At 72.7% G+C, this 22,356-nt stretch carries 21 protein-coding genes; 18 read left to right on the top strand and 3 right to left on the bottom strand.

The features are described 5' to 3' along the window. Positions 1-43 precede the first annotated feature (43 nt). The 5 genes from AB0I91_RS35595 (at position 44) to AB0I91_RS35575 (ending at position 5,742) form a co-directional block, all read left to right on the top strand. Complete coding sequence (locus tag AB0I91_RS35595) at positions 44-808, top strand: hypothetical protein (RefSeq protein ID WP_499640855.1); 765 nt, start codon at positions 44-46, stop codon at positions 806-808. A gap of 75 nt (positions 809-883) precedes the next feature. Then, a complete protein-coding gene (gene steA / locus AB0I91_RS35590; protein WP_499617905.1) occupies positions 884-2,068 on the top strand; it encodes a putative cytokinetic ring protein SteA in 1,185 nt (394 codons plus the stop codon). Then, positions 2,065-3,003 carry a copper transporter gene (locus tag AB0I91_RS35585; RefSeq protein ID WP_499640853.1) on the top strand — a complete coding sequence of 313 codons (939 nt, stop codon included), beginning with the start codon at positions 2,065-2,067 and terminating at the stop codon, positions 3,001-3,003. Before steA ends, AB0I91_RS35585 begins: the two co-directional genes overlap by 4 nt. 433 nt (positions 3,004-3,436) lie before the next feature. Then, positions 3,437-5,125 carry a CTP synthase gene (gene pyrG / locus AB0I91_RS35580; RefSeq protein ID WP_372470788.1) on the top strand — a complete coding sequence of 563 codons (1,689 nt, stop codon included), beginning with the start codon at positions 3,437-3,439 and terminating at the stop codon, positions 5,123-5,125. A gap of 38 nt (positions 5,126-5,163) precedes the next feature. Beyond that, on the top strand, positions 5,164-5,742 hold the full coding sequence (locus AB0I91_RS35575; protein WP_498783361.1) for an NUDIX domain-containing protein: 579 nt from the start codon (positions 5,164-5,166) through the stop codon (positions 5,740-5,742). A gap of 72 nt (positions 5,743-5,814) precedes the next feature. Here the strand turns inward: AB0I91_RS35575 and AB0I91_RS35570 are convergent, their stop codons facing one another. Then, positions 5,815-6,198, bottom strand: coding sequence for a hypothetical protein (locus AB0I91_RS35570; protein ID WP_499617904.1), 384 nt, complete (start codon positions 6,196-6,198; stop codon positions 5,815-5,817). A 34-nt stretch (positions 6,199-6,232) separates the two neighbouring features. On the opposite strand from AB0I91_RS35570, the gene AB0I91_RS35565 reads away from it, so the two are divergent. Further along, positions 6,233-6,613: a DUF2752 domain-containing protein gene (locus AB0I91_RS35565; protein ID WP_499640851.1), complete on the top strand. Its 381-nt coding sequence runs from the start codon at positions 6,233-6,235 to the stop codon at positions 6,611-6,613. On the opposite strand, the gene AB0I91_RS35560 is transcribed toward AB0I91_RS35565, so the two are convergent. Continuing rightward, entirely contained in the window at positions 6,602-7,201 is a 600-nt protein-coding gene (locus AB0I91_RS35560; RefSeq protein WP_498783365.1) for a DUF1707 domain-containing protein, read from the bottom strand. The two genes, AB0I91_RS35565 and AB0I91_RS35560, sit on opposite strands and share 12 nt — an antisense overlap. A gap of 67 nt (positions 7,202-7,268) precedes the next feature. Between AB0I91_RS35560 and ald the strand changes: the two genes are divergently transcribed. The 12 genes from ald (at position 7,269) to AB0I91_RS35500 (ending at position 20,469) form a co-directional block, all read left to right on the top strand. Next, the gene (ald, locus tag AB0I91_RS35555; RefSeq protein ID WP_499640849.1) at positions 7,269-8,378 is read left to right on the top strand and encodes an alanine dehydrogenase; all 1,110 of its coding nucleotides are present in this window, start codon (positions 7,269-7,271) and stop codon (positions 8,376-8,378) included. 419 nt (positions 8,379-8,797) lie between these two features. Continuing rightward, positions 8,798-9,688 (top strand): site-specific tyrosine recombinase XerD, encoded by an 891-nt coding sequence (xerD, locus tag AB0I91_RS35550; protein ID WP_498783435.1) that lies wholly within the window; start codon positions 8,798-8,800, stop codon positions 9,686-9,688. Between the two features lie 85 nt (positions 9,689-9,773). After that, positions 9,774-10,142: an ArsR/SmtB family transcription factor gene (locus tag AB0I91_RS35545; RefSeq protein ID WP_498783368.1), complete on the top strand. Its 369-nt coding sequence runs from the start codon at positions 9,774-9,776 to the stop codon at positions 10,140-10,142. A 131-nt stretch (positions 10,143-10,273) separates the two neighbouring features. Further along, positions 10,274-11,248 (top strand): ParA family protein, encoded by a 975-nt coding sequence (locus tag AB0I91_RS35540; RefSeq protein WP_498783370.1) that lies wholly within the window; start codon positions 10,274-10,276, stop codon positions 11,246-11,248. Next, entirely contained in the window at positions 11,245-11,565 is a 321-nt protein-coding gene (locus tag AB0I91_RS35535) for a hypothetical protein (protein ID WP_498783372.1), read from the top strand. Before AB0I91_RS35540 ends, AB0I91_RS35535 begins: the two co-directional genes overlap by 4 nt. Before the next feature lie 35 nt (positions 11,566-11,600). Next, positions 11,601-12,431 carry a segregation and condensation protein A gene (locus tag AB0I91_RS35530; protein WP_499640861.1) on the top strand — a complete coding sequence of 277 codons (831 nt, stop codon included), beginning with the start codon at positions 11,601-11,603 and terminating at the stop codon, positions 12,429-12,431. Then, positions 12,428-13,201, top strand: a complete 774-nt coding sequence (gene scpB, locus AB0I91_RS35525) for an SMC-Scp complex subunit ScpB (RefSeq protein WP_498783376.1) — start codon at positions 12,428-12,430, stop codon at positions 13,199-13,201. The genes AB0I91_RS35530 and scpB overlap by 4 nt, the downstream gene beginning before the upstream one ends. Then, positions 13,194-13,940: a pseudouridine synthase gene (locus AB0I91_RS35520; protein WP_498783378.1), complete on the top strand. Its 747-nt coding sequence runs from the start codon at positions 13,194-13,196 to the stop codon at positions 13,938-13,940. The genes scpB and AB0I91_RS35520 overlap by 8 nt, the downstream gene beginning before the upstream one ends. Positions 13,941-14,117: 177 nt before the next feature. Then, complete coding sequence (locus AB0I91_RS35515) at positions 14,118-17,858, top strand: nSTAND1 domain-containing NTPase (RefSeq protein ID WP_499640847.1); 3,741 nt, start codon at positions 14,118-14,120, stop codon at positions 17,856-17,858. Positions 17,859-18,020: 162 nt separating this feature from the next. After that, on the top strand, positions 18,021-18,788 hold the full coding sequence (locus tag AB0I91_RS35510) for an ABC transporter permease (RefSeq protein WP_498783382.1): 768 nt from the start codon (positions 18,021-18,023) through the stop codon (positions 18,786-18,788). Continuing rightward, positions 18,785-19,591: an ABC transporter permease gene (locus AB0I91_RS35505; protein ID WP_498783384.1), complete on the top strand. Its 807-nt coding sequence runs from the start codon at positions 18,785-18,787 to the stop codon at positions 19,589-19,591. The genes AB0I91_RS35510 and AB0I91_RS35505 overlap by 4 nt, the downstream gene beginning before the upstream one ends. Then, complete coding sequence (locus tag AB0I91_RS35500) at positions 19,588-20,469, top strand: ABC transporter ATP-binding protein (protein WP_498783386.1); 882 nt, start codon at positions 19,588-19,590, stop codon at positions 20,467-20,469. Before AB0I91_RS35505 ends, AB0I91_RS35500 begins: the two co-directional genes overlap by 4 nt. A gap of 543 nt (positions 20,470-21,012) precedes the next feature. Here AB0I91_RS35500 and AB0I91_RS35495 read toward each other — a convergent pair. Next, entirely contained in the window at positions 21,013-22,260 is a 1,248-nt protein-coding gene (locus AB0I91_RS35495; RefSeq protein ID WP_499617899.1) for a 4-hydroxybenzoate 3-monooxygenase, read from the bottom strand. Positions 22,261-22,356: the final 96 nt, after the last annotated feature.

Below are 22,356 nucleotides of genomic sequence, written 5' to 3'. Positions count from 1 at the left end.
CGCCGGGCCGCGGCACGCCACCGAGCACGGAGGAGAAGGCCACATGACCCGGCGCGCGTTCGTCGTCCTGACCATCGGCGCGGGCGCGCTCATGGTGGTGTTGGGCTCGTTGTTCCCGCTGTACGGGGTGGAGACCTCCGTGCGGCCGGGGATGGACGTCTCGGTGCCCAACGGGATCCGCCGGCTCATGGCGCTCTCCGGCTGGGAGTACGTGGAGGAACCGCCGTCGGGCAACGCGGGCGGCGTCCAGTTCGACTTCCCCGTCTACGGCTACGGCCTGGTCTTCGCCGCCGTCCTCGCCGCGGTGGGCGCGTTGCTGCAACTGCGCTCGCCGCTGCTCGCGGCGGTGGGCCGGTTCGGCGTGCTCGCGGCGGTCGGGGTGGTCGTCGGCACGCTGTGGACCGCGCTGGAGACGTTGCGGACGCTGTTCAGCGTCGACATGTCGTCGCCCATGGTCACCCACGAGGAGTTCGTCGGCACGGGCACGTGGCTGATCGGCGCGGCGGCGCTGGCGATGCTCGTCGGCGCGGTGGTGGCGCACGACTGGCCGGCCCGCGTGCCGCGGCCCACCGGGGTGTCGGTGTACCAGGTGGCGGACGACGACGACACGCCGCCGTTCGGCATCGCCATCCCCGTGTCCGAGCTCGACGTCCCACCGGGTGACCCCGCCCCGCCGGCCGGTCCCGTGGCGCCACCGGTGGCCGAGCTGCCGCCCCTCGCCGACCTGCCACGACCGCACGGCGCGCCGGATCCGGCGACCGACCCACGACGTCACCCTACCGGGGGTAATCCGTCCACTGTGGATTAGTGGTGTCACTGACCAGCCCGGATCGGCTCGGCGTGTTGGCCGCCGACCGCGCGCGACGTGAGTCACCATCGGTTCATGAAGCTCTCCGGGTTGCTCGGCCGCGCGCACCACGAACTGCCAGGCGTCACCGGTGTGGCGCGCGTCGACCGCCGCTCGGGCGACCTGCTGCGCCGGCTGAGTCCCGGTGACGTCGCGGTCCTCGACCACGTCGACATCGACCGCCGCACCGCCGAGGCCCTCGTGCACGCGGGGGTGGTGGGCGTGGTCAACGCGTCGACGTCCATCTCCGGCCGGTTCCCTAACCTCGGCCCGGAGCTCCTGGTCGAGGCGGGCGTCCCGCTGGTCGACGGCGTCGGCACGGCGGTGCTGCGCGAGATCAAGGACGGCACCAAGCTGCGGCTGCACGACGGCGCGGTGTTCGTCGGCGACAAGGAGGTCGCGCGCGGCGTCGCGCAGGACGCCGAGTCGATCGCCGACGCGATGATCGAGGCCAAGGCGGGCATGGCCGCCCAGCTGGAGGCGTTCTCGGCGAACACGATCGAGTTCCTGCGCCGGGAACGGGCGCTGCTGCTGGACGGCATCGGCGTGCCCGAGCTGCTCGTGCCGATCCGCGACCGGCAGGTGCTGGTCGTCGCGGGCGGTCCCCGGCACGCCGAGGAGCTGCGCAAGCTGCGCCGCTACATCCGCGAGCACCGGCCGGTGCTGATCGGTGTGGACGCGGGCGCGGACACCCTGCACGAGGCGGGCTTCGACCCGGACGTCATCGTCGGCGACCCGGACGCCATCGCCACCGCGACGTTGCGGTCCGGCTCGGAGGTCGTGGTGCCGGCGCAGGTCGACGGCCACGCGCCCGGCCTGGAGCGCATCCAGGACCTGGGCATCGGCGCGGTGACGTTCCCCGCGAGCGGCAACTCCGAGGACCTGGCCCTGCTGCTGGCCGAGGCGCACGGCGCGTCCCTGGTGGTGACCGTGGGCCTGCAGGCCGGCCTGCGGGAGTTCCTGGACCGGGGCAACGCCGGGTCCACGCCCTCGACGTTCCTCACCCGGCTCAAGCTCGGCAACAAGCTGGTCGACGGGCACGCCGTCGCGACCCTGCACCGCGGCCGGGTGTCGTCGGGGCTGATCGTCCTGCTGGTGCTGGCCGCGGTGGCGGCGATGGTGGCCGCGCTGGCGGTGTCCGGGGTCGGCCAGGTCTACGTGGACCTCGCGGCCGACGCGTTCCGCTCCGTCGTCGACTGGTTCAGGGGGTTGTTCGGGTGATCTCGCTGCGCTACCACATCGTCTCCATCACCGCGGTGTTCCTGGCGCTGGCCGTGGGGGTGGTGCTCGGCTCGACCGCGATCAGCGGCAGGCTGCTGTCCGGGCTCAACGAGGACAACGGCGAGCTGGGCCGGGAGGTCGCCGCGTTGCAGTCCGAGCGCAACGGCCTGGACGCCCGGCTCGCCGACGCGGACCGGTTCGCGAGCACCGTCGGACCGCTGGCCGTGAAGGGGCAGCTGGCGGACCGGACCGTGCTGCTGGTCACCACCGCCGGCGCCGAGCCGCAGGACCGGGACGCGGTGACCGACCTGCTGCGCGCGGCGGGCGCCACGGTCACCGGCGAGCTCCAGCTCACCGAGTCGTTCACCGACCCGGACAAGGCCGACCAGCTGCTCGACCTGGTCGCCCGGCTCCAGCCGGCGGGCACCGTGCTGCCGACCGGCGGCGACCCCGGCACCAGGGCGGGTGGGCTGCTCGGCGCCGTGCTGCTGCTCGACAAGGACGGCAGCCGGCCGCAGGCCACGCCCGACGAGGTGGCGGCGGCGCTGGGCGGGCTGTCCAGCGCGGGTTTCGTCAAGGCGGGGCCGGGGTTGCAGGCGGCGCAGCTGGCCGTGGTGCTGACCGGCGGGGCGGCCACGGGCGACTCGGCGGCCGACCGGGCCTCGGTGGTGGCGCGGTTCGCCACCCAGCTCGACCGGTCCGGCGCGGGCGCCGTGCTGGCGGGCGGTGAGGGGTCGGCCGACGGCACGGGCGCGGTCGGCGTGGTGCGGGCGGACACGGCGGCGACGTCCGTGCTGTCGACCGTGGACCACGCGGGCACGGCGGCCGGGCGGGTGGTCGTGGTGCTCGCGCTGCGTGAGCAGTTGGACGGCAAGGCGGGCCGCTACGGGGTGGCCGGCAACGCCGAAGCCCCCGCACCGGGCGCGTCCGGCTGAGCCGTCGGGCGGGTTGAGGGCTTCCGGCGCGCCCGAGGTGTCGGGTGCTCGCGCCATCGGTTCGGGCTTTCGGGTGTGCTCGGGCGGTCGGGAGCGCCTGGGCTGTCGGGCACGCGAAGGCCCTCGGGTGTGCTCGGCGGGACACCGGGTCCCCCGGGCGGGCCCGGCCCGGCAACGGGGCGTTCCCGCGCTGTTCCCGCCCGGTTTTCGCCTGGTTCTCGCCCGGTTCGTGCTCGGTTCGCGCCTGGTTCGCGGTGGCTCGGTCGCCTGTTCGGGCCGTCCTAGGCCATCCGAGTGACGCCCTTGCCCGCCCGCCGGCGCGCTGGGTGACCGGCGGCGTGTTAGCGTTAGGGCCCGTGGACAGGGCGCTGAGCTGTGCGGAACCACCGCAGCCGGCCCCTAGCGGACATCCAGACCACGGGGAGCCTCCTTGGTGCAGCAGGCACGTACGACCAAGCACGTTTTCGTCACCGGGGGTGTGGCGTCGTCCCTCGGCAAGGGGTTGACCGCGTCCAGCCTCGGACAGCTGCTCACCTCTCGCGGTCTCCGCGTGACCATGCAGAAGCTCGACCCCTACCTGAACGTCGACCCGGGCACGATGAACCCGTTCCAGCACGGCGAGGTGTTCGTCACCGACGACGGCGCGGAGACCGACCTCGACATCGGCCACTACGAGCGGTTCCTGGCGCGCGACCTCTCCGGTGACGCGAACGTGACCACCGGGCAGGTGTACTCCGAGGTCATCGCCAAGGAGCGCCGCGGCGAGTACCTGGGCGACACCGTCCAGGTGATCCCGCACATCACCGACGAGATCAAGCGGCGCATCCGGGCCATGGCCGAGCCGGGCCCCGACGGCGTCATCCCGGACGTGGTGATCACCGAGGTCGGCGGCACGGTCGGCGACATCGAGTCGCTGCCGTTCCTGGAGGCGTGCCGGCAGGTGCGCCACGACGTCGGCCGGGACAACGTGTTCTTCCTGCACGTGTCGCTGGTGCCCTACCTCGCGCCGTCCGGTGAGCTGAAGACCAAGCCGACCCAGCACTCCGTGGCCGCGCTGCGCAACATCGGCATCCAGCCCGACGCCATCGTGTGCCGGGCCGACCGGGAGATCCCGGACGCGTTGAAGCGCAAGATCGGCCTGATGTGCGACGTGGACACCGAGGCCGTGGTGGCGGCGGTGGACGCGAGGTCCATCTACGACATCCCCAAGGTGCTGCACGGCGAGGGCCTGGACGCGTACGTGGTGCGGCGGCTCGACCTGCCGTTCCGCGACGTCGACTGGACCGTGTGGGGCGACCTGCTCGACCGCGTGCACAACCCGTCCGAGAAGGTCCGGGTCGGCCTGGTCGGCAAGTACGTCGACCTGCCCGACGCCTACCTGTCGGTGACCGAGGCGCTGCGGGCCGGCGGGTTCGCGCACCGCACCAAGGTCGAGATCGTGTGGGTGCCCTCCGACGAGTGCCAGACGCCGTCCGGCGCGGCGCACGCCCTGGGCGGGCTCGACGCGATCCTCATCCCCGGCGGGTTCGGGGTGCGCGGCATCGAGGGCAAGATCGGCGCGATCACCTACGCCCGGACCCGCGGCATCCCGCTGCTCGGCCTGTGCCTCGGGTTGCAGTGCCTGGTCATCGAGGCGGCGCGGAACCTGGCGGGGATCGCCGACGCGAACTCGGCGGAGTTCGAGGACACCGGGTCGCCGGTCATCAGCACCATGGCCGACCAGGAGGACGTCGTCTCCGGGCAACGCGACATGGGCGGCACGATGCGGCTCGGCGCCTACCCGGCGTCGTTGCTGCCGGGCTCGCAGGTGGCGGCGGCGTACGGGTCGCTGGAGGTCTCCGAGCGGCACCGGCACCGCTACGAGGTCAACAACGCCTACCGCTCGAAGCTGGGCGAGGCGGGGTTGGTGTTCTCCGGGACGTCGCCGGACGGGCGGCTGGTGGAGTTCGTCGAGCTGCCGGCCGACGTGCACCCGTTCTTCGTGGCCACGCAGGCGCACCCGGAGCTGAAGTCCCGTCCGACCCGCCCGCACCCGCTGTTCGCGGCGTTCGTGAAGGCGGCGTTGGACTACCGGCTGGCCGACCGGCTGCCGCTGCCCGAGCCCGCGGGGGCCGCGCAGTGACTCCTCGGCACGAGTTCGGGACTGTTTCGTCGCGGGACGTGCACGTCGGGCGCGTCGTCGCGTTGCGGGTGGACGAGGTCGCCATGCCTGGTGGCGGTACGGCATCGCGCGAGGTGGTGGAACACCTCGGCGCGGTGGCGGTGGTGGCCTTGGACGAGGCCGGTGCGGTGAGGTTGATCCACCAGTACCGGCACCCGTTGGGCCGGCGGCTCTGGGAGCTGCCGGCCGGGTTGTTGGACTCGGGTGACGAGACGCCGCTGGCCGCCGCGGAGCGGGAGCTGGCCGAGGAGGTCGGGCTCGCGGCGTCGGAGTGGGTGACGTTGGTGGACGTCGCCGTCTCGCCCGGGTTCACCGACGAGGTGGTGCGGGTGTTCCTGGCTCGTGGGCTCACCGAGGTCGATCGCGAGGTGCAGGGCGAGGAGGAGGCCGACCTGGAGGCGAAGAGCTTCCCGTTGGCCGAGGCGGTGGACATGGTCCTGGCCGGGGAGATCGTCAACGGCCCCGCCGTGTCCGGGCTGCTCGCCGCGCACGCCGTGGTCACCGGCGGCGGAACGGGGCGCCCCTCCGACGCCCCGTTCACCGACCGCCCGACCCGGTTCGCCGCCCGCAGTTCCTGAGCGTGGGACTCGCGGTGCCCGAGCGTTCGACACGCGGGCGCTGGGCGTTCGACTCGTCCGCGTGTCGAACGCTCAGGTCGCGTCCGTCGGACGCTCGGGACCGGTGAGTTCTGCGTTCAGGTGCAGGTCGGGCAGGGTCGGGCGCTCGTACTCGCGGTCGAACGGTGTGGCTCCGCGCGGTGTGCGCAGGCCGCGCCGCTTCTCGGCTCGGCGGGTCGCCGCGTAGGCCTCCACGTGCAGTTTCCACCGGCCCCGCAGCACCAGCAGCACGTCCAGCGCCGCCGCCAACGCCCGCTCGTCGCGTTCGAACGGGCCCGCCACCAGCTCCAGGTAGCGCATGGTGACCGCATACGGCGCCGCGTGGAAGCGCCGCACGCACGAGCGGAACGCCGACGCGCGGTGCGGCAGGGGCAGGGTCGCGTCGCCTGCCCGGTGCGCGTACCAGGAGAAGCCCACGGTTGGTGAGTATCCGGGGAGGGGGAAGCGGATAATGGCGTTCGTGGGCGTGCGATGGCCGTTGGCGGTGGCCGCGGCGGCGGTGGGCGGGTGCGGGGTGCTGCTGTTCGTGGACCCCAACCGGCCCGGGTCGTTCCTGCCGCCGTGCCCCCTCTACGCGTTGACCGGCATCCAGTGCCCGGCCTGCGGGTCGACCCGGATGGTGCACGCCCTGCTGCACGGCGACCTGGTCGCCGCCTGGCAGTTCAACGCCGTCATGCTGCTGGTCGGGCTGCCGCTGCTGGCCTGGCTGTGGGTGCGGTGGTTCCGGGCGGCGAAGGACGGGCGGCCGGCGCCGCCGGTGTCGCGGAAGGTCGGCGTGCCCGTGGTGGCCCTCGCCGTCACGTGGATGGTCGCGCGGAACCTAGTCGCGTAGCTTGCGGCCCTGGCTGTCCGTGCCGCCGTTGACCAGCAGGACGATCCCGTCGATCAACGACCAGATGCCGCACCCGCCGCAGGTCAGCAGCTGTGCGATGCCGATCGCCGTGTCGCCCATGTAGAACCGGCCGATGCCGAACGGCAGCGCCAGCTGCAGCACGCCCGCCGCGATGCGCGACTTGTCGGACAACGGCTGCCCGGTCAGCGGGTCGAAGCCGTACGGCGCGTTGGGGTTGAACCCGGGCGGGTAGCCGTACGCCGGGCCGTAGGGCTGGGACGGGTCCGCGTAACCGGGCGGCGGGTAGCCGGGGATGCCCTGGCCGGGCGTGGCGGCGTAACCGGGCGGCGGCGGGGTCGGGTACGCGGCCGTCGGCGGGTAGCCGGGCGGCAGGAACACCGGGTGCGGCTGCGGCAGGTCGTGGAACAGCGCCGCCAGCTCCTGCGCGGACTGGGCCGCGGACGCGTAGCCGACGCGCTGCTCGTACTCGCCGATCTCCAGGCGACCGGCCGCGAAGTGGTCGTTCAGCGCGGTGATCGCCTCTTCGCGCTGCTGGTCGCCGATGCGCACCTGGTGGGGTTCCGACACACGTAAACGCTAACAGCCGCGAGCCGGTGGTCGAGCCGGAACCCGCTGGTCGACCTACGCTTCAGGGGTGCTGGTCGGAGTTCCCCGAGAGGTGAAGAACCACGAGCACCGGGTCGCCATCACCCCCGCCGGTGTGGTGGAGCTGGTGCGGCGGGGCCACCGCGTGCTGATCGAGGCGGGGGCCGGCGGCGGTTCCTCGGCCCCGGACCGCGAGTTCGCCGCGTCCGGCGCGGAGATCGTGCGCGACGCGGACGACGTGTGGGGCGACGCCGAGCTGGTGCTCAAGGTGAAGGAGCCGGTGGCCGAGGAGTTCCACCGGATGCGGCCGGGGCAGACCCTGTTCACCTACCTGCACCTGGCCGCCGACGCCCGCTGCACGCACGCGATCGTCACCTCCGGCATCGACGCCATCGCCTACGAGACCGTGCAGCTGGCGGACGGCTCGCTGCCGCTGCTCGCGCCGATGAGCGAGGTCGCGGGGCGGATGGCGGTGCAGGTCGGCGCGCACTGCCTGGAGCGCAACCAGGGTGGGCGGGGTGTGCTGCTCGGCGGCGTGCCCGGCGTGCCGGCGGGGAAGGTGGCGGTGATCGGCGCGGGGGTGGCGGGCGTGAACGCCGCCGCGGTGGCCGTGGGCATGCAAGCCGAGGTGGTCGTGCTGGACACCAACGTCAACCGGCTGCGGCAGATCGACTTCGCCTACCGGGGGCACCTGCAGACCGTGGCGAGCAACTCGTACGAGGTGGAGAAGGCGTGCCGGTGGGCTGATCTGGTGATCGGCGCGGTGCTCGTGCCCGGCGCCAAGGCCCCGACGCTGGTGGGCAACGAGCTCGTGTCGACCATGCGGTCCGGCTCGGTGCTCGTCGACATCGCCATCGACCAGGGCGGTTGCTTCGCCGACTCACGGCCGACCACGCACGACGACCCGACGTACCGGGTGCACGGTTCGGTGTTCTACTGCGTGGCGAACATGCCGGGCGCGGTGCCGCACACCTCGACGTGGGCGCTCACGAACGTCACACTGCCCTACGTGACGGCGCTGGCGGACAAGGGGTTTCGACGGGCGATCAGCGACGATCCGGCGTTGGCCAAGGGCGTGAACGCGGTGCGCGGCGCCGTCGTGCAGGCCGAGGTGGCCAGGGCGCACGGGATGCGGCACGTTCCGCTGGACCTGCTGTGAGCGTTGGGCGGGGGAGCGGTCCGGCGGGGGCCGGCGGCGGGACACCGGAATTGTCGGACCCCTCTGGGAGAATGAAAGCAGGGGACCCCCTGGCGGGGACCCCTGCGGGGCATGCGCCTACGGCGGCGGCTCCTACGGCGGCTCCTACGGCGGCGGGGTCTTCGGCGGCGGGGTCTTCGGGTCGCGCTCCTGGGGCGGCAGGGACCGCTGGGGGGCGGGCGGCTGCTCCGGGGCGGGCGGCTGCGGCTGCTGACGTGGCGGGTTCTCCGGAGGCGGCTTCGGCGGGTGCAGATCCTTCAGCGGCGACGCCTGTGGCGCATACGGCTGCGATTGCCTCGGCCAGGCGTGCCCGTGCGGCGGGGACGGCTGCGGCGGGCACGGCTGCGGGAGATGCGTCGGAAGCGCGGGTGACGCCTGCGGTGCGTGCGGTGGGGCTGTACCTGGACCACCTGGCGGTGGAGCGGGGGACGGCGCGCAACACGCTCGACTCCTACGGCCGGGACCTGCGCCGCTACACCGCGCACCTGGCGGCCGACGGGGTCGACGACCTGGCCCACGTCACCGAAACCCTGGTCGGGGACTTCCTGGCCACCCTGCGCGAGTCCGGGCTGGCCGCCTCCTCCGCCGCACGCACCCTGGTCGCGGTCCGCGGGTTGCACCGCTTCGCGCACCTCGAAGGCCTCACCGCGCACGACCCCGCCCGCGCCGTCCGCCCGCCGACCCCACCGCGCCGGCTGCCCAAGGCCCTGCCCGTCGACGACGTGCTGAAGCTCCTCGAAGGCCCCGCCGACACCCCCGCCCACCTGCGCGATCGCGCCCTCCTGGAGCTGCTGTACTCCAGCGGCGCGCGGATCAGCGAAGTCGTCGGGCTCGACGTGGACGACGTCGACGCCGCCGAGCGCACCGTGCTGCTCGACGGCAAGGGCGGCAAGCAGCGGATCGTGCCGGTCGGCCGCCCGGCGCTCGCGGCGCTGGAGGCGTACCTCGTGCGAGCCCGCCCCACCCTGGCCAAACGCGGCACGCCCGCGCTGTTCCTCAACGCCCGCGGCGGCCGGTTGAGCCGGCAGACGGCCTGGCAGGTGCTGAAGACGGCGGCCGAACGCGCCGGCATCGAGGCCGAGGTCTCACCGCACACGCTGCGGCACTCGTTCGCCACCCACCTGCTGGAAGGCGGCGCGGACGTGCGGGTCGTGCAGGAACTGCTGGGTCACGCCTCCGTGACGACGACCCAGGTGTACACACTGGTCACCGTCAACACCTTGCGCGAGGTCTACGCGACCGCCCATCCTCGCGCATCGGGTGGAACATGAGCGGTCCACGGGTAACGTGGGCGGCTCGCCCGACCGGGCGCCCACCCGCTTCCGATGAGCCCGACGAGCTGGAGGTGCCGACCCGGTGCCGAACTTGGACGAGCCCGAGCGCAGCGCGATCGAGCTGGGCGCGGTGCTGCACGCGTTGAGCGACGCCACCCGGCTGGCGGTGGTGCGGCAGATCGACTCCGACGGCGAGCGCCTGTGCGGCGCGCTGATGGTGGAGGTCGCCAAGTCCACGTTGTCGCAGCACCTGCGCGTGCTGCGGGAAGCGGGCATCACCCGCACCAGGGCCCGCGGCAACCAGCGGTGGGTGTCGCTGCGGCGCGACGACCTCGACGAGCTGTTCCCCGGGCTGCTCGACGTGGTGCTCCGCGCGGCCGAGCGGAACTGCCGCAACGCCGGTGACCACGCCGCCGACCGGGCCGGGGCGCGGGCCGGCGCGACGCCCTGAGCCCGCGCCGACGCCCCGAGCCTCGCAAAACGCGCTGAGAACGATTGACCGCGCTTCGGCGGGGCGCGTTGCCGGTGGACCTCGGTGTGCCTAGGCTGCGCCCAGGCAGAGGACTAGGAATCGGGAAGGCGATGTCGACACCGGAGCACGCGGGTCAGGCGTGGGGACCACCTCCACCACCCCCGCAACCGTCCGGTGTGCCGCGCGCCTCGGTCGAGCTGAGCCTCGCCCCGCACGCCGCACCCGCTGACGAAGACGCGACCGAGCAGGTCGCGGGCGATATCGGGCCGACGGGCCGCCCGCTGCGCCACGTCGCCGACCCACCGCTCGTCGCCAGGCACGGCCCGGCGAAGATCCTCGCGGTGTGCAACCAGAAGGGCGGGGTCGGCAAGACCACGTCCACCATCAACCTCGGCGCGGCGCTGACCGAGTACGGCCGGAAGGTGCTGCTGGTCGACTTCGACCCGCAGGGCGCGCTGTCGGTCGGCCTCGGCGTGCACCCGCACCAGCTCGACCAGACGATCTACAACGTGATCATGGAGCGCGACGTCGGCGTCCGCGACGTGATCATGAGCACCCCGGTCGAGGGTATGGACCTGCTGCCCAGCAACATCGACCTGTCCGCCGCGGAGATCCAGCTGGTCTCCGAGGTGGGCCGGGAGCACACGCTGGTCCGCACGCTGCGCCCGGTCATCGAGCACTACGACTACGTGCTGGTGGACTGCCAGCCGTCGCTCGGCCTGCTCACGGTCAACGCCCTCGCGGCGGCTGACGGCGTCCTCATCCCGCTGGAGTGCGAGTTCTTCAGCCTGCGCGGGGTCGCCCTGCTGATAGACACCATCGAGAAGGTCAGGGAGCGGTTGAACCCGAAGCTGGAGATCACCGGCATCCTCGCCACCATGTACGACCCGCGCACCCTGCACTCCCGCGAGGTGATGGCGCGCGTGGTCGAGGCGTTCGGCGACGTCGTGTTCGACACGGTGATCAACCGCACCGTCCGGTTCCCGGAGACGACCGTCGCCGGCGAGCCGATCACCAGCTGGGCGCCCCGCTCGGGCGGCGCGAAGGCCTACCGCGCGTTGGCGCGCGAGGTGATCGCCCGGTGACCCGACGCCCATCACTGCCGGGCGCGTCCGAGCTGTTCCGCCTCACGACCGGCACCCCCGCCGCCGACGTGCCCGCCCAGGAGCAGTCGGCGCCGCGGCGCGGCACGGGGCGGCAGAAGCACTCGACCAAGATCACGGTGTACGTGTCCGACGAGGAGCTGCTGGCGCTGGAGCACGCGCGGCTGGCGTTGCGCGGCGAGCACGGCCTCGCGGTCGACCGCGGACGTGTGGTGCGCGAAGCCATCGCGATCGTGCTGGACGACCTCGAAGGGCACGGCGAGGAGTCGCTGCTGGTGCGTAGGTTGCGCGAGCAGTGAGCGGTGACGCACCCGAGACCGAACCCGAAGTCGCCGTGCCGGTCGAGGCAGTCGAGGCGGTGGCGCCCGCGGCACCGGACGACGGCCGGTTCAAGGTCAAGCTGACCAACTTCGAGGGGCCGTTCGACCTGCTGCTGCAGCTGATCTCGCAGCACACGCTCGACGTGACCGAGGTGGCGCTGCACACCGTCACCGACGACTTCATCGCCTACATCCGCGCGTTGGGCGACCAGTGGGACCTGGACGAGACGACCGAGTTCCTGGTCATCGCGGCGACCCTGCTCGACCTCAAGGCGGCCCGCCTGCTGCCCTCGGGCGACGTGGAGGACGAGGACGACCTGGCGCTGCTGGAGGCGCGGGACCTGCTGTTCGCGCGGCTGCTGCAGTACCGGGCGTACAAGCAGGTCGCGGCGCTGTTCGCGGAGCTGGAGCGGGGCGCGTACCGGCGCTACCCGCGGTCGGTGGCGCTGGAGCAGCGGTACGAGGGGCTGTTGCCCGAGGTGATGCTGGGGGTGGACGCCCGGCGGTTCAGCGAGATCGCCGCGGTCGTGTTCCGGCCCAAGCCGCCGCCGACGGTGTCGACCTCGCACATCCACCAGCACCGGGTCTCGGTGCGCGAGCACGCGGACCTGCTGCGGGCGCGGTTGGCGGAGCTGGGGACGGCCACGTTCGCCGAGCTGATCGCCGAGTGCGCGGAGACCATGGAGGTCGTGGCGCGGTTCCTGGCGCTGCTGGAGCTGTACCGGGAGCAGTCGCTGGCCTTCGAGCAGCCCGATCCGCTCGGCGAGCTGCGCATCACGTGGGTCGGCGGCACGATCGAACAGGCGCAGGCGCAGGCCCGCGACGAGGACGAGGAGTACGGGTGAGCGACCACGCAGCGACCGGCCCCGGGCCGGCCGGGGCCGACGAGCCGGTGGTCGGGCCCGACGTGGCGGTGGAGTCGGTCGCGGCCGGGTTCGAGCAGGTCACGGACGCGGACGCCGGCGTGCCGGGGTCCGGTGCGGTCGGGGAGTCGGGGATGTTGCCGTTGGCCGTGGAGCCCGAGCCCGAGCCCGGTTCCGAGGACGAGGTCGAGGCGGGTGGGTTGCCGGACCTCTCCGACGACGCCGAGCTCGACGGCGCGCTGGAGTCGATCCTGCTCGTCGTGGACAGCCCGATCGCGGAGGAGCAGCTCGCGGGCGTGCTGGACCAGTCCGTGAAGCGCGTCACCGCCGCCCTGCGCCGGCTGGCCGACCGGTACACCGAGCAGGGCAGTGGCGTCGACCTGCGTAGAATCGGGGACGGCTGGCGGTTCTACACGCGGGACCGCTTCGCGCCATTCGTGGAGAAGCTGCTGCTCGACGGGCAGCGCGCCAAGCTCACCCGGGCCGCGTTGGAGACACTCGCGGTCATCGCCTACCGGCAGCCCGTGACCAGGGCCCGGATCGCGGCGGTGCGCGGGGTGAACGTGGACGGCGTCATCCGCACGCTCGTCGCGCGCGGCCTGATCGCCGAGACGGGCACGGACTCCGACACGGGTGGCATCCTTTACCGCACGACCGAACTGTTCCTGGAGCGGTTGGGGCTGTCGTCGTTGGGCGACCTGCCGCCGATCGCCCCCCTCCTGCCCGAAGTGGATGCGATCGACGATGTCTGACCAGGACCACAACCCCGAGGGGATCCGGCTCCAGAAGGTGCTCGCCAAGGCGGGCATCGCCTCGCGGCGGGTCGCCGAGGAGCTGATCGAACTCGGCCGCGTCCAGGTCGACGGCGAGGTGGTCCGCGAGCAGGGCCGCCGCGTCGACCCGGACACCGCGGTCGTGCACGTCGACGGCGTGCGCGTGGTGCTCAAGGAGGACGTGGTCACCATCGCGTTCAACAAGCCGCGCGGTGTCCTGTCCACCATGCACGACGACGCGCACCGACCGTGCGTCGGCGACTACCTGCACAACCGCAAGGAACGCCTGTTCCACGTCGGCAGGCTGGACGCCGACACCGAGGGCCTGCTGCTGCTGACCAACGACGGCGACCTCGCGCACCGGCTGATGCACCCGTCCTACGAGATCACCAAGACCTACCTGGCCGAGGTGCCCGGCCCGATCCCGAGGGACCTGGGCAAGCAGCTGCGCGCGGGCGTCGAGCTGGAGGACGGCCCGATCGCGGTCGACTCGTTCAAGCTGGTCTCGTCCGTGCCGGGCAAGGCGCTGGTCGAGGTGGTCCTGCACGAGGGCCGCAAGCACATCGTGCGCCGCCTGCTCGACCACGTCGGCCACCCCGTCGAGCACCTGGTCCGCACCGCGGTCGGCGAGGTGCGCCTGGGCAACCAGCGCCCCGGCTCGATGCGGGTGCTCAACCGCCAGGAAGTCGGCTCCCTCTACAAGGCCGTCGGGCTGTAGCCGGGGCAGGCGCTTGGTGGGGTCCCCCTTCACCACCAAGCGCCCCTCCCCCCTGCGGAACCCTCACGCGGTTCCACCGCCATTCCTACGGCAGACGGGTTGTTCAGTGTCAGCGCGTGGACGCTGAACAGGCTTTTCTGAACAATCGCCCTCGTCGAAGGGGAGGGCGACGAAGCGATGGCCAGATCGGAGAGCCCCTTACGGGCGGACAGCCGTGACCTCGGCGAGTTCGCCGCCGACCTGAGAGCCCTGCGGGAACGGGCGGGCAGCCCCACGTACCGGCGGCTCGCCCGCGACGCCCACTACTCGGCGGCGGCGCTGTCGGAAGCGGCGAACGGTCGCAAGCTGCCGAGCCTCGCGGTCACGCTGGCCTACGTGCGCGCCTGCGGCGGTGACGCCGTGGCGTGGGAGTCGCGCTGGCGCGCGCTGGCCGAACGGATCGCCGACGCCAACCCGCGCACCCCGCCGGAGACGACCGAGGCCCCGTACACCGGGTTGGCGGCGTTCCAGGTGCGTGACGCGGACCGGTTCTTCGGCCGCGACCGCGTCGTGCGCGAGCTGACGGGTCTCGTCGCGCAACGCCGGTTCGCCGGGGTGTTCGGCGCGTCCGGCTCGGGCAAGTCGTCGGTGCTGCGGGCGGGCCTGGCGGCGACGTGGGGCCGGTGCTCGGTCGTGCTCACGCCCGGCGCGCGGCCGGTGCAGGAGCTGGCGGTGCGGGTCGCCGCGAGCACCGGCGGTGACGCGCCCGCGCTGGCCGCCGAGTTCACCGCGTACCCGGAGAACCTGCACCTGCGCGTGCGGCAGGCCCTCGTCGGCGGCGACGACGACCTGCTGATCGTGGTCGACCAGTTCGAAGAGGTCTTCACGCTGTGCCAGGACCCCGCCGAACGGGCCGCGTTCATCGCCGCGCTGACCACCGCCACGTCCGCGCCGACCAGCCGCACGCGCGTGGTGCTGGGCGTGCGGGCCGACTTCCTCGGCCACTGCGGCCAGTACCCGGAGCTGGTGGAGGCGTTGCGCGGCGGGCACGTCCTGGTCGGCCCGATGTCCGCGGACGAGCTGCGCGAGGCGATCGTGTCGCCCGCCGTCGCGGTCGGCTGCAAGGTGGAGACCGCGCTGGTCACGCGCCTGGTCGCGGACGCGGCGGGCCAACCCGCGGTGCTGCCGCTGGTGTCGCACGCGTTGCTGGAGACGTGGCGGCGGCGGCGCGGTGTCGCGCTGACCCTGGCCGGCTACGAGGAGGTCGGCGGGGTCGAGCACTCGATCGCGCGCAGCGCCGAGCACGTCTACACGGCCATGAGCCGGGCCCGGCAGCTGATCGCCAAGCAGGTGTTCCTGCGGCTGATCGCGGTCGGCGAGGGCACCGAGGACACCAAGCGCCGCGTCGCCCGCGCCGAGGTCGACCACCCCGAGGTGCTGGCCGCGTTGGCGCAGGCCCGGCTGGTGGTGCTGGACCGGGACACGGTGGAGCTGGCGCACGAGGCGTTGATCCGCAACTGGCCGCGGCTGCGCGACTGGATCGCCGAGGACCGGGCGGGCCTGCGGGTGCAGCGGATGCTGACCGAGGCCGCGCACACCTGGGAGTCGCTGGACCGCGATCCCGGCGCGCTGTACCGGGGCACCCGGCTGGCGTTGGCGCGCGAGTGGGTCGACGGCACCCGCGGACCACGGCTCACGCCGGGCGAGATCCGGTTCCTCGAGGCCAGCGTCGCCGCGGACGACGCGGTGCGCGCCGTCGAGCTCGGGCGCACCCGGAGGTTGCGGCAGCTGGTGTCGGTGATGGCCGTGCTGCTGGTGCTGGCGTCCAGCGCGATCGTGTTCGCCGTCGTCGCCGAGCGGTCCGCGACCGAGCAGCGCAACATCGCGTTGGCGCACAAGGTGATCACCCAGGCCGCCGCGCTGCGCGACACCGACCCGGCGCTGTCGTTGCAGCTCACCCTGGCCGCGCACCGGCTCGCGCCGCTGCCCGAGACGCGGGACGCGTTGTACGGCGCGTTCACCGAGCCCTACGCGACCCGGATCATCGCGGTGCGCTCGGCGGCGGTCAGCCCGACCGGCACGCTGCTCGCCGTCACCGACGACACCAGCGTGCAGGACGTGCGGCTGGTGGACATCTCGGACCCGCGCCGCCCGGAGCACCGCGGCGTGCTGGCCGGGCTGACCGACCCGTGGGTGCTGGCGTTCAGCGACGACGGCCGGTGGCTCGCCGGGGCGTCCGCGAAGGCCATCGTGGTGTGGCGGGTGGCGGACCCGCGCCGACCCGTGGTCGTGCACCGGCTGGTCGACGCGGGCGAGCGGACGTCGGACCTGGCGTTCTCGCCCGACGCCCGGTACCTGGTCGCGGGCTTCGTCGCCGGCCGGGCGCGGGCGTGGGACCTGGCCGCGGGCGCCGAGCCGGTGCCGCTGCCGCAGACCGGCGGGTCGACCAGGGTGGCCTTCGTGTCCGGGCACGTGGTGGCGGTCGTGTCCGGCGACGTGGTGCACGCGGTCGACGTGGCCACCGGCGCGTCCGGGGTGCTGGTCGGCGGCGTCGGCCCGGTCACCGCGCTGGCGGTCGGCGACGACGGCCGGGTGCTCGCGACGGCGGGGGAGGACCGGGTGGTGCGGCTGTGGGAGGTCGCCGATCCCCGCCGGCCCGCCCGGCAGGTGACGGCGCTGCGGCACGGCGGCGACGTGCGCGCGCTGGCGTTCAACGACGACGCGCGGGTGCTGGCCACGGCGGGGGACGACCGCTCCGCCCGGCTGTGGGACGTCACCGACCGGGACGCGCCGGTCGAGGCCACCGCGGTCGACGGCCACCTCGGCCCGGTCACCGCGGTCGCCTTCGCCGCCGGCGGACGGGCCCTGGTCACCGCGGGGACCGACCGGTCCGTCCGGCTCACCGACCTCACCGACCTGCCGGTCGCGCACCGCGCCACGGTGCGCTCGGTCACGGTCGCCGCCGATCGCCCCCTCGCCGCCACCGTGGACGTCGACGGCGTGCTGCGGCTCGTCGACATCTCCCCGCCGCGCGGCCCGCGCACCGCCTGGCCGCTGACCGCGCACCCGGGCCGGGTCCGCGCCGCCGCGCTCAGCCCGGACGGCGAGCACCTGGTCACCGTCGCCGACGACGGGCCGGTGCGGGTGTGGCGCACCGCCAACCTCGCCTCACCCGACCTGGTCGGCGAGGCGGGCCGGGCGCACGTGGTGGCGTTCAGCCCGAAGGGGACGCACTTCGTCACCGGCGCGTTCGACGACGGCGTGCCGCGCTTGTGGAACGTGGCGACCCTGGCGCAGGTCGCCGAGATCGCCGACGGGCGGGACGCCGGGGCGCCGGTCGCCGCGCTGGCGTTCGACGGCGACGGCGACCGGTTGGTCGTGGCCAGGGCCGGTGGCGCGGTCGAGGAGTGGGACACGACCGTCCCGCTGTGGCCCGAGCGGCGGCGGCGGGACGTGCTGGACGCCCGGTCGCCGGCCGAGGTGGCGTCGGCGGCCGGCGCGATGGCGACGGTGGGGTCCGACGGCGAGGCCGTGCTGTGGCGGGAGGTCGAGCCGGGGCACGGCGCCGCCGACTCGGACGTGCGGTTCGCCTCCGCCGAGCCGCTGGGGTGGGCGGTGCGCGCGGTCGCGGCGGCGGGGACCCTCGTCGCGGTCGCCGGCGCCGACGGGACGGTGCGCGTGCACGACGTGGCGGGCGACGGGCCCGCCCGGCAGGTGGCCGTGTTCGCCGCGCACTCCTCGGGCGTCAACTCGGTGGCGTTCACGTCCGACCGGCGCACGCTCGTCAGCGCGGGCGACTCGGTGCTGCGGTTCTGGGAGACCGGCCTGGACGCGGTGGTGGACCGGATCTGCGCCACCGCGCACCCCGGGATCACCGCGCGGCAGTGGGAGGTCCACTTCCCCGACTTGCCCTACGACCCGCCCTGTGCCAACCCCTAGTTCCACTGAGCGGAAGGCGAGGAGATCGGCCCCGCCACCTGCGGGCCGGCGTTGCAAGATCACATCATGAAGTTTTCCCGCCACTCATTGTGGCGGGGGACTTCACTCTCTAGATTGAGCCGGGTTAGTCGGGGTTGATCAACTGGGAAGAGGCGTTTGCGCGTGCGTGCGCTCACCCGAGGACTGCTCGGTGTGGCCGGGTTCCTCGTCATCTGGGAGCTGGTCGGCCGGTTCCGGCTGGTTCCCTCGGAGTACTTGCCACCGCCGTCCGTCGTAGCGGTGGAACTCGTGAAGTTGTTGGGGGATGAGGCTTTCCTGCGGGACGTCATCGCGACGGTCCTCGCCGTGCTCATCGCCGTGGCGCTGTCGGTCGGGATCGCCGTCCCGCTCGGCCTCGTCCTGGGCAGCGTGGCGCCCGTCCGGCACGCGACCCGCGCCGTCGTCGAGTTCCTGCGCCCCATCCCGTCGGTGGCGTTGATCCCGCTGGCGGTGCTGCTGCTCGGCATCGGACCCGAAACCAAGATCACCCTCGCGGTGTACGCGGCGATCTGGCCCATCCTGTTCAACACCATCTACGCGCTCGACGAGCTCGACCCCCTGCTGGTCGAGACCGCGCGGGCGTTCGGCTCCGGCCGGGTGCGCGTGCTCGCGTCGGTCGCCCTGCCCAGCGCGTTGCCGTTCGTGCTGACCGGCATCCGGCTCGCCGCCACGACGAGCCTGGTCGTGATCGTCAGCGTGGAGCTGCTGGAAGGCGGCTCCGGCGGCATCGGGCAGTACATCGCGATCGCGCGCAGCGGCGCGGGCCGGATGGACATCGTCCTGGCCGGCACGGTGGTCGCGGGCATCATCGGCTACGTGCTCAACGAAGGGCTGGAACGCGCGCAGCGCCGCTGGGTCGGCTGGAGCGCGGTCACCGGAGGTCGGTCGTGAGTCGATTCCTGCAGCGGTGGGCGGTGTTCGCGGGCCTCGTCGTGGTCTGGGAACTGCTCACCTGGTACGCCGACGACACGTTCTTCCCCCGCCCCACCGAGATCGCCGTGGCCGCGCACGACCTGTGGTTCTCCGGACCGGCCGGTGACCTGTTCCTCACCGACACGGTGTTCGACCACGTGTTCCCGAGCATCGGCCGGCTGCTCGCCGGCTGGGGCATCGCGGCCGTCGTCGGCATCTCGCTCGGCGTGGCGCTCGGTCGTTCCGCGACGGCCGCGGAGTACGCCGGGCCCCTGCTGACGTTCATGCGCTCGATCCCGCCGCCCCTGCTGGTGCCGGTGTTCCTGCTCGTGTTCAGCGTCGGCACCACCATGCAGCTCGCCACGATCGTCTTCGGCGTGCTGTGGCCCATCCTGCTCAACAGCATCGACGGCGCCCGCTCCGTCGACGCCACGAAGTTCGAGACCTCGGCGGTGTTCCGCATCCCCAAGCCACAGTGGATCCTCGGTGTCGTCCTGCCCTCCGCGGCGCCGAAGATCTTCGCCGGGCTGCGGGTCTCCCTGTCGCTGTCGCTGGTGCTCATGGTCGTGTCCGAACTCGTCGGAACCGACAACGGGATCGGGTCGCAACTCCTCGTCGCACAGCGGGAGTTCGACTTCCCCGACATGTGGGCCGGGATCATCCTGCTGGGTGTCCTCGGCTATGCCCTCAACACCGTGCTCCTCGCCTTCGAGCGCCAAGCCCTTGCGTGGCAACCGAAGCAGGAGCGCACCCCCGCGACGGTGGAGGAAAAAGCAGTATGACCGCGATGCTCGAAGTGGCCGACCTCGGCCACACCTACCAGGCGAAGGACGGCGCGCACACCGCGATCGCCGACCTGTCGTTCACCGTCGGCACCGGCGAGTTGGTCTGCGTCGTCGGCCCGTCCGGCTGCGGCAAGTCCACGCTGCTGCGCACCATCTCCGGGCTGATCCGCCCCACCCGCGGCGAGATCAGCCTGCACGGCAACGAGGTCCGCGGCGTGCCGGACGACCTCGCCGTGGTGTTCCAGGACTACAGCCGCTCGCTGTTCCCCTGGCTGACGGTGCAGAAGAACGTCGAGTTCCCGCTGCGCCGCACCCTGGGCCGCGCCGAGCGCCGCACGCGCGCGGCCGAGGCGCTGGAGTGGGTCGGCCTGTCGGCGGCCGGGCGCAAGTACCCGTGGCAGCTGTCCGGCGGCATGCAGCAGCGCGTCGCCATCGCCAGGGCGCTGGCCTACCGGCCCGCGCTGCTGCTGATGGACGAGCCGTTCGCCTCGGTGGACGCGCAGACCCGGTTCGAGCTGGAGGACCTGCTGCTGAAGGTCCGCACCGAGCAGGACACCACCGTGCTGGTGGTGACGCACGACATCGACGAGAGCGTCTACCTGGGCGACCGGATCCTGGTGCTCTCCACGTCGCCCGCGTCCGTGGTGGCGGACCTGAAGGTCGACCTGCCCGCCGAGCGCGACCAGATCACCACCCGCGAGTCCGAGGCGTTCGTCGCCCTGCGGGCCGAGGTGGCGCGGCTGCTGAACGTCGGCAAGACCTCCGAGGAGGTCAAGGCGCGGCGCAAGGCGAACGAGGAGCAGGCGGCGAAGTGGGCCGAGGCGGAGCGGGCGGAGGCCTCGCGCGCGGAGGCCGAGGAGCGCGCTACGACGTGACAGGCCTTTTCCAGGCCCTATAACGCACAGCGGGCGATCCGCGGCTTGTCGGCCCTCTCAGGGCGCCGGCGCCGTGGGTCGCCCGTTGTCGTGCGCGGGGCCGCGCGGAAGCGGATTCCGGACGCGGTTTCGACGGGGATCGTTCACAACGATTCGACATCTTTCTTGCCGCGGAGGCCTTCGTCGAAGATCACCGCGCCGTCGTCGCATGATCACGCGCCGTGCGCGTCGCGCCCTTTTACGGCCGTTTCGGCGGGATGTTCCGGTGGTGATTCCCGTGCGCCCGGGGCGCCGGCGAGAAGATGTCGGCGGGTGGGTCCGGGCGGCCACCGGGTGGAATCGGTGACGAATGCACCGGCCCGATGCGGGGATCGGCCGAGTCCGGTGGTGATTCGAATGTGCCGGTGATTCGATCGGGCCATCGCCTTGTTCTCCGGGTCGAGCACGCCTGAATGCCGTGGCGGAGAACAAGGCGCCGGTCTTCCGGTGTCAATGCGGGACGTCAACCGCGGCGCAGGCCCCGCTAATCGTAAGTTGTTCTTCCTAGGGCCCCACGTAGTTTTGGGCGAAATAGCCGGCCGACGACCCGGAGGCGATGAGGTGTTCGAGTCTGGCTTGGCCCAACCGGCTCAGGAACGGCTCCGGCGACCGGTGGATCATGAACACCATCCACTGCGAGAACTCCTGCGCACGCCACACGCGCCGCAGGCACACCTCCGAGTAGCTCCGCAACCCCGTCTCATCACCCGTTCGGTGGTAGCGCGCCAGGGCGTCGGCGAGCACCTCGGCGTCGTGCAACGCGAGGTTCATTCCCTTTGCCCCCACCGGGGTGATGATGTGCGCGGCGTCGCCGAGCAGGTACAGGTTGCCGTGGTTCATCGGTTCGACCACGTGGCTGCGCATGTCGAGGATCCGCTTCTCGACGATGCGCCCCTCGGTGAGCTTCCAGTCGGAGTCCCGAAGCGCCAGCCGCTTGTGCAGCTCCGCCCACACGCGCTCGTCCGGCCAGTTGTCCACGGTGTCGTCCACCGGGACCTGGAGGTAGTAGCGCGAAACCGTCGAACTGCGGAGCATATGACCCGCGAATCCGTCCGGGTGAAGTGCGTAAATCACCTTGTGGGTGGATGGCGGCGCCTCCGCCAGGATGCTCAGCCACTCGATGCCGTGCTGGTGGCTGAACTCCTGCACCGCGCCCGGCGGGATGCTGCGCCTCGTCACGCCGTGGAACCCGTCCGCGCCCGCGATGAACGAGCAGTCGAGCCGCTCCCGGGTGCCGTCGGCGTTCGTCCAGGTCAGAGCCGGTTCAGTGGACTCGATGTCGTGCAGTTCGACGTCCTTGACCGACCACCGGACGGCGCCGCCGCGCTCGTCGACGTAGTGCCGCACGAGGTCCTGGACGACCTCCTGCTGCGGGTAGATGTAGTGCGTCTGCCCGTCGTACAGGGTGGCGTAGTCCACCTCGTGCGATTCTCCGTTCACCCGGAATTCGCACGCGCCATGCCTGTCCGCCTCTCGGAGCAACCGGTCCGCGAGCCCGTGCTCGGTCAACATTTGCACCGCGCGGTGCTCCAACACCCCGGCGCGCGGCCGGGTCTCGATGTGCTCGCGGGTGCCTTTCTCCAGCACCACGCAGGGGATTCCGGCCTCGCGGAGCAGGTTCCCCAAGGTCAATCCCGCCGGGCCCGCTCCGACGATGCCCACCGGGCGCCGGTTGCTCTGTACGGCCCATTCCGCGTCAAGATCGCTCACCGCATACCCCAACCTCTGGACAGCCTGTGCAAAGATGCTCACCGAAGGTAGTGGATCAGCCTTCGAGTGTCGGTCGACTGGGGTCTTGTCGAACCACTCGTGTCACTTTGAGTGGTTCCGCAGCACCCTGTCGCTCGT

This window comes from Actinosynnema sp. NPDC049800 (assembly GCF_040656635.1).
In the GTDB taxonomy this organism is placed as follows: domain Bacteria; phylum Actinomycetota; class Actinomycetes; order Mycobacteriales; family Pseudonocardiaceae; genus Actinosynnema.
The sequence above is the reverse complement of the archived record's forward strand: the minus strand, read 5'-3'. Positions and strand labels throughout refer to the sequence as shown.